Annotated in this window: 5 protein-coding genes; 1 reads left to right on the forward strand and 4 read right to left on the reverse strand. The window is 68.3% G+C overall.

Features of this window, described 5'->3' with window-relative positions; genetic code table 11:
• Positions 1-21: 21 nt before the first annotated feature.
• The 4 genes from K343_RS0102665 to murJ all read right to left on the reverse strand — a co-directional run bounded on the left by K343_RS0102665 (position 22) and on the right by murJ (position 5,833).
• Complete coding sequence (locus K343_RS0102665; RefSeq protein ID WP_043111879.1) at positions 22-417, reverse strand: hypothetical protein; 396 nt, start codon at positions 415-417, stop codon at positions 22-24.
• A complete protein-coding gene (gene ileS / locus K343_RS0102670; protein ID WP_051277887.1) occupies positions 417-3,197 on the reverse strand; it encodes an isoleucine--tRNA ligase in 2,781 nt (926 codons plus the stop codon). The genes K343_RS0102665 and ileS overlap by 1 nt, the downstream gene beginning before the upstream one ends.
• A 144-nt stretch (positions 3,198-3,341) precedes the next feature.
• A complete protein-coding gene (locus tag K343_RS0102675; protein WP_028006741.1) occupies positions 3,342-4,283 on the reverse strand; it encodes a bifunctional riboflavin kinase/FAD synthetase in 942 nt (313 codons plus the stop codon).
• Entirely contained in the window at positions 4,283-5,833 is a 1,551-nt protein-coding gene (gene murJ / locus K343_RS0102680) for a murein biosynthesis integral membrane protein MurJ (RefSeq protein WP_028006742.1), read from the reverse strand. The genes K343_RS0102675 and murJ overlap by 1 nt, the downstream gene beginning before the upstream one ends.
• 285 nt (positions 5,834-6,118) lie before the next feature.
• Here murJ and rpsT point away from each other — a divergent pair, with 285 nt between their 5' ends.
• Entirely contained in the window at positions 6,119-6,382 is a 264-nt protein-coding gene (rpsT, locus tag K343_RS0102685) for a 30S ribosomal protein S20 (RefSeq protein WP_028006743.1), read from the forward strand.
• Positions 6,383-6,698: the final 316 nt, after the last annotated feature.

The raw sequence follows: 6,698 nt of genomic DNA on the forward strand, positions 1-6,698 counted from the left end.
TGCGTGGAGGGCGCGGAGCGCTCAAAGCCCCGTCGTGCGCGACCAGATTACCGCAGTCCAGCCCCAGACGAGATTCGTCGCCCAGATCACCAGCGGCGTCAGCAGGCCCAGCTCGATGCCGAGCCAGCCCTGCCCGGTCTGGAACGGAAAGATCCACAGCAGCGTGAGCAGGGTCGGTGCCAGGCTGATGACGACGCCGCGCAGGAACGGCTGCTGCGTGACCGGCAGCAGCAGTTGAAGGCCCCAGAGCCCGCCGACGATCAGGCGCGGATACAGCCAGTACAGGCCGAGCGCCGGCGCGATCGCCACATGCAGCTTCGCCAGCAGACCGAAATGCCCGGCCGCCCACAGCGCAACGCTGGCGGCCAGCGCCGCGGCCAGACCGGCCGCGTAGGCCAGCGACAGACGACGCAACATCAGATGAAGCTCCGCGACTCGCCGCTGCCGAACACATTGTCGACGCAGCGCGCACACAGTGTCGGATGCGCGGGGTCGATGCCGACGTCGGCACGCTGGTGCCAGCAGCGCTCGCACTTCGGATGCGGCGAGGCCTGCGCGGCGATGTAGACGGTCTGGCCTTCGCCGAGCTCGGCGGCGACCGCGTCGTCCGGCTTGTCGCAGACAGGCGCAATGCGCGCGCCGGAAGTGATGAACCAGAAGCGCAGCTCGCCACCGACCGCGCCGAGCGCCGCGGCCGGCGCGCCTTCGGCGTACAGACTGACTTCGGCATTGAGGCCGGAGCCGATCTTGCCGCCGACGCGCAGCTCTTCGAGCACCTTCTTCACCGGTTCGCGCACGGCCTTCAGCACCGCCCAGTCGACCGTCGCGGCCGGCACGTCGGGGAACACGTACCAGGGCTGCGCGAACACGGTGACCGTGCGATCGCCCGGCAGCATCCGCCAGATCTCGTCGGCGGTATACGACAGGATCGGCGCGATCCAGCGCACCATGCCCTCGGCGATGTGCAGCAGCGCGGTCTGCGCCGAGCGCCGCGCCGCCGAGCGCTTCGGCAGCGTGTAGAGCCGGTCCTTGAGGATGTCGAGGTACAGACCGCCGAGATCGTTGACGCAGTAGTTGTGCAGCTTGTGATAGACGAGATGGAACTCGCGACGGCCGTAGGCGTCCTTCAGCTCGGCCTGCAGCGCCGCGGCCTGCGCGACCGCCCAGGCGTCGACGGCGACGAGCTCCTCCGGCGCGACCAGATCGGTCGCCGGATCGAAGTCCTTGAAGCTGCCGAGCAGGTAGCGCGCGGTGTTGCGAATGCGCCGGTAGGCCTCGGCGATGCGCTGCAGCAGCGTCTTCGACAGCACGATCTCGCCGGAGTAATCGCTCGACGCCACCCACAGGCGCAGCACGTCGGCGCCCAGCGTCTTCATGATCTCCTGCGGCTCGATGCCGTTGCCGAGCGACTTCGACATCTTGCGGCCCTGCTCGTCGACGGTGAAGCCGTGCGTCAGCACCTGCTTGTACGGCGAGCGGCCGCGCATCGCCACCGAGGTCAGCAGCGACGAATGGAACCAGCCGCGATGCTGGTCCGAGCCTTCGAGATAGATATCGGCCTGCGGCGCCAGTCCGTCGGCGTCGAGCGCTTCCGGAAGCATCGACTTGAACACGCACTGGTGCGCGACGCCGGAGTCGAACCAGACGTCGAGCGTGTCGGTGCCCTTCTCGTACTTCGCTGCGTCGACGCCCCAGTCGGCCGGCGTGGAACCGAACCAGGCTTCGAGGCCTTCGGTCTCGACCTTGTCGGCGATCTTGCGCAGCAGTTCCGCCGCCTGCGGATGCAGCTCCTGCGTGTCGCGGTCGATGAAGATCGCCAGCGGCACGCCCCAGTAGCGCTGGCGCGAGATGCACCAGTCGGGACGGCTGGCGATCATGTCGTGAATGCGGCTTTCGCCCCAGTCCGGGATCCAGTCGGTCTTGGCGATCGCATCGAGCGCGCCCTGGCGCAGACCTTCCTTGTCCATCGAGATGAACCACTGCGGCGTGGCGCGGAAGATCAGCGGCGTCTTGTGGCGCCAGCAATGCGGATAGCTGTGCTTGATCGTCGCCAGATGCACGAGCGCGCCGCGCTCGCGCAGCGCCTCGATGATCGGCGCCTCCGCCTTGCGCACGTGCAGGCCCGCGACCAGCGGCGTGCCGGCAATGAACACGCCGTTGCCGCCGACCGGATTGTCGACCGGCAGGTGGTAGTGGCGGCCGACCGCGTAGTCCTCGACGCCGTGCGCCGGCGCCGTGTGCACGAGGCCGGTGCCGGCCTCGAGCGTGACGTGCTCGCCGAGCACCAGCGGCACGACGCGCCCGGCGAACGGATGCTGCGCCCTGGCACCTTCGAGGGCGGCGCCCTTCACGGTCGCCAGCACCTGGCCGGTGTCGCCCCAGCGCTTGGCGGTCGCCTCGACCAGCTCGGCGGCGATGACAACGCGGCCGGCGTTCGCGAAATCGACCAGCGCGTAGTCGAGCTCGGCATTGGCGGCGATCGCCTGGTTCGCCGGCAGCGTCCACGGCGTCGTCGTCCAGATCACGAAGGCGGCGCCCGTCGCATCGGCGACGCCGAAGCGCGCGGCGAGATCGGCGGCATCGGCGGCGGCGAACTTCACGTCGATCGCGCTCGACGTCTTGTCCTGGTACTCGACCTCGGCCTCGGCCAGCGACGAGCCGCAATCGAGACACCAGTGCACCGGCTTGAAGCCGCGCACGACGTGGCCGTTGTCGATGATCCGGGCCAGCACGCGCAGCTGCTCGGCCTCGTAGGACGGCCGCATCGTCAGATACGGGCGCTCCCAATCGGCGAGCACGCCAAGGCGCTTGAAGCCTTCGCGCTGCCGCGCGACCTGCTCGTTCGCGTACTCGCGGCACTTCTCGCGGAAGGTCTTCGCATCAATCTTGCCTTCGTCTTTCGGGCCGACCTTGCCGAACTTCTTCTCGACCTGCAGTTCGATCGGCAGGCCGTGGCAATCCCAGCCCGGCACGAACGCGGCATCGTAACCGTCGAGGCGCGCGGCCTTGACGATCATGTCCTTGAGCGTCTTGTTGACGGCATGGCCGAGATGGATATCGCCATTGGCATACGGCGGGCCGTCGACGAACCAGAACTTCGGACGGCCGGCGGTCGCCTTCTGGATCTGCCCGTAAATGTCCTGCGACACCCAGCGCTCGAGCATCTCCGGCTCGCGCTTGGCGAGATTGGCCTGCATCGGAAACGCGGTTTCCGGCAGATTGATGGTGGCTTTGTAGTCGTGCGAATCAGTCACGGTCGGTGGCGCGGAGCGCGGCGGCGGCGCCGGCGCGAAAGCACCGGGCGCGTGGGAAGAATCGGAGAATCGGTATTCGATCAGCGTTCAATTATCGGATGCGAACCCCAAAAAGGCCATCGCATCGAGCTTGTCCTGGTGCATCTGCAGCTTCAGCGCGTCGAGCGAATCGAAGCGCAGTTCGGGACGCAGGAAGTGGCGGAACTCGACCTCGAGCCGCTGCCCGTAGATATCGCCCGGCGGCTCGAACAAATGCGTTTCGAGCAGGCAGTGCGTGAGGCCCAGCGTCGGCCGCACGCCGAGCGCGGCGACGCCGTGCCACGCGCGTGCGCCGCCGCCGATACGGGCGCTCACCGCATAAATGCCCAGACGCAGCGCCGGCGGCCGGAACAGGTAGATGTTCGCGGTCGGCATGCCCAGCTCGCGGCCGAGCTTGAGGCCGTGGCGCACATGGCCGATCAGCCGGTACGGCCGGCCGAGCAGCGCCGCGGCCCGGCCCAGGTCCGGTTCGGCGAGCGCCTCGCGCACCGCCGTCGAGCTGCAGCGCAGACCGTCGACGCAAACGCTGCCGACGCTCTCGGCGCTGAAACCGTGCAGATCGCCCTGCGCACGCAGCAGCGCCATGTCGCCGGAGCGCGAAGCGCCGAAATTGAAGTCGTCGCCGACGACCACGGCGCGCGCGCGCAGCTGCTCGCGGATCACCCGCTCGACGAATTCCAGGCCGCTGAGCCCGCAGAACGGACGGCCGAAGCGCTGCACGACGACGACGTCGACGCCGGCTTCCTGCAGATCGCAGAGCTTGCTGCGCAGATTGCTGATACGGCCGGGCGCGCGCTCCGGCGTGAAGTATTCGCGCGGCGTCGGCTCGAAGGTCAGCACCGTCAGCGGCAGGCCGAGCGCCCTTGCCCGCTCCGCGGTGCGCGCGACCAGCGCGCGATGGCCGAGATGAAAGCCGTCGAAGTTGCCGATCGTCAGCGCGCAACCGCGCCAGTCGCGCGGCAGGTTGTGCAGGCCGTGAACGAGGCGCATCAGGCCAGGCTCCGCCGGAAATGGCGCAGGCGCAGCCCGCTCGCCGCGAGCACGCCGAAATAGACCACGATCGCTGCCGCGACGATGAGCGCCGTCTGCAAGGCCTTGTCGCGCGCGCGCGCCGCCGTCCACCAGTCGAGCGGACCGGCCATCCACAACACGACCGCGGCGAGCGCCGCACAGGCCAGCAGCAGACGCAGCGCGAACAGGCCCCAGCCGGCGCCGGCCGTGTAGATGCCGTCGCGGCGCAAACGGTGGAACAGCAGCAGGGCGTTGACCCAGGCGGTGATCGAGGTCGAGGCCGCGAGGCCGACATGCGCGGCCGCGAAGTGGTAATGGCGGGCCAGCGCGAACAGCAGCAGGCTCACCGCCATGCCGACGCACAGGCCGATGATCGCGAAGCGCACCGGCAGGCGCGTCTCCTGGCGGGCGTAGAAGCCGGGCGTCAGCACCTTGATCAGCGAAAAGCCGATGAAGCCGAGCCCGTAGGCCCACAGCGCGTAGGTCGTCATCGCCACGTCGTCGGCCGCGAAGCGGCCGTGGCCGTAAACGGTCGCGACCAGCGGACCGGCCAGCAGCACCATGCCGACCGCGGCCGGCAGGCCGATCACCAGCATCAGCCGCAGGCTCCAGTCCAGCGTCGCCGCGAACTGCCCGGCGGAGCGGGTCGCGTGCTGCGCCGACAGCGTCGGCAGGATCGCGGTGCCGATCGCGATGCTGAAGATGCCGAGCGGAAACTCCATCAGGCGGTTGGCGTAGTACAGCCAGCTCACCGGACCGTCGCCGAGATGCGTCGACAGATTCGAGTTCAGCAGCAGACTGATCTGCGCGACCGAGGAGCCGATCATCACCGGAATCATCAGGCCGACGATGCGGCGCACGCGCAGATCGCGCCAGCCCCAGCGCGGCCGCGGCAGCAGCCGCAGCTTCCACAGCGCCGGCAGCTGAAACAGGAACTGCAGGATGCCGGCCGCGAACACCGCCCAGGCCAGCGCCTGCACCGAGCCGGAGTCGATGAACGCCGAGGCGATCAGGCACAGGTTCAGGATCACCGGCGTAAAGGCCGGGATCGCGAAGTTGCCGTATGCATTGAGCACACCGCCGGCCATCGAGGTCAGCGAGATGAACATCAGGTACGGGAAGGTCCAGCGCAGCAGACCGGCCGACAGCTCGGCCTTCGCCGGATCGTCGTGAAAGCCGGACGCGAACGCCCACACCAGCAGCGGCGCCGCCGCGCAGCCGATGATCGTGATGACCGACAGCACGCCGCCGAGCGTGCCCATCGTCACCGCGACCAGATCGCGCGCCTCTTCGTGCGACCGCGTCGTCTTGGTTTCGGTGAACACCGGCACGAAAGCCTGCGAGAATGCGCCTTCGGCGAACATGCGGCGGCCGAAGTTCGGAATCATCAACGCGACGAGGAAGGCGTCCATGCCGCCGCCGGCGCCGAACTTGGCGGCGAGCATGATCTCGCGGACGAAGCCGAGCAGACGCGACAGCAGCGTCATCAGTCCGACGACACCGGAGGCGCGGAACAGGGATTTCGACATAGGGCGCGCAGTGTAGCGGCAAGCGGCCGTTTTGCGGCTGTTCGAGCCGGCGCCGCACGGCAATTCTTCCGTCGGCCACCCCGCCCCGCGGCGACGTCCGGCACGGTCGCCGGCGGCAGTTGCGGCCGGGTGTCCGGCCACTCGCGACAGGGGCCGGTTTTTCCTCATTATTTCAGCCGTTTCGCCAGCCCGATCCGGTTGACAAAGAAAGGTTCGCTGCCCATACTCCGCGACCTTTCGAATAGACCCCGAGTTTTTCGGTTTCGAGTTTTCAGGAGTTTCACCTTGGCCAACATTGCCAGCGCGAAGAAGCGCGCCCGCCAGTCCGAGAAGCGTCGTGCGCACAACGTCGCGCAGCGCTCGATGATCCGCACCTTCATCAAGAAAGTCGTCAAGGCTGTCGAAGCCAAGGACAAGAAGGCCGCCGAAACCGCGTACGCGGAAATGGTTCCGGTCGTCGACCGTTACGCGACGAAGGGCCAGATCCACAAGAACAAGGCCGCGCGCCACAAGTCGCGCCTCGCCGCCAAGATCAAGGCTCTCGCCTAAGCGCGACGCCGCGGTCTGCTGCAAAGCTGCTGAAAGAAAGCCCCCGCTCTGCGGGGGCTTTCGTTTTCGGCGTTGCATTTTCCGGCCCGTACAAGCCGGCCGGACGCGGCACGATCAACGAGCGCCGCATCGCGCCGGCGCTGGCTTGCCTGCGAGTGTCGCCGTTCGCGCCGGAGCCATCGGGCCTGCGGACGCAAAAAGGCCGCCCTGCGGCGGCCCTTTGTTTTCTGTCGCGTGTTTCCTGTCGCGGCCGGACCTGCCGGCCCTTGCCGTCGTTCCGTCAGCGAGCTGTCTTCAGCATCGCCCACAGCCGGGC

Origin of the sequence: Solimonas flava DSM 18980 (assembly GCF_000426685.1) — a bacterium.
Classification (GTDB): domain Bacteria; phylum Pseudomonadota; class Gammaproteobacteria; order Nevskiales; family Nevskiaceae; genus Solimonas; species Solimonas flava.

Coding starts and splice junctions, on each gene's coding strand:
- murJ (WP_028006742.1), bottom strand. CDS start 5,833: ATGTCGAAATCCCTGTTCCGCGCCTCCGGTGTCGTCGGACTGATGACG.
- K343_RS0102665 (WP_043111879.1), bottom strand. CDS start 417: ATGTTGCGTCGTCTGTCGCTGGCCTACGCGGCCGGTCTGGCCGCGGCG.
- ileS (WP_051277887.1), bottom strand. CDS start 3,197: ATGCAGGCCAATCTCGCCAAGCGCGAGCCGGAGATGCTCGAGCGCTGG.
- K343_RS0102675 (WP_028006741.1), bottom strand. CDS start 4,283: ATGCGCCTCGTTCACGGCCTGCACAACCTGCCGCGCGACTGGCGCGGT.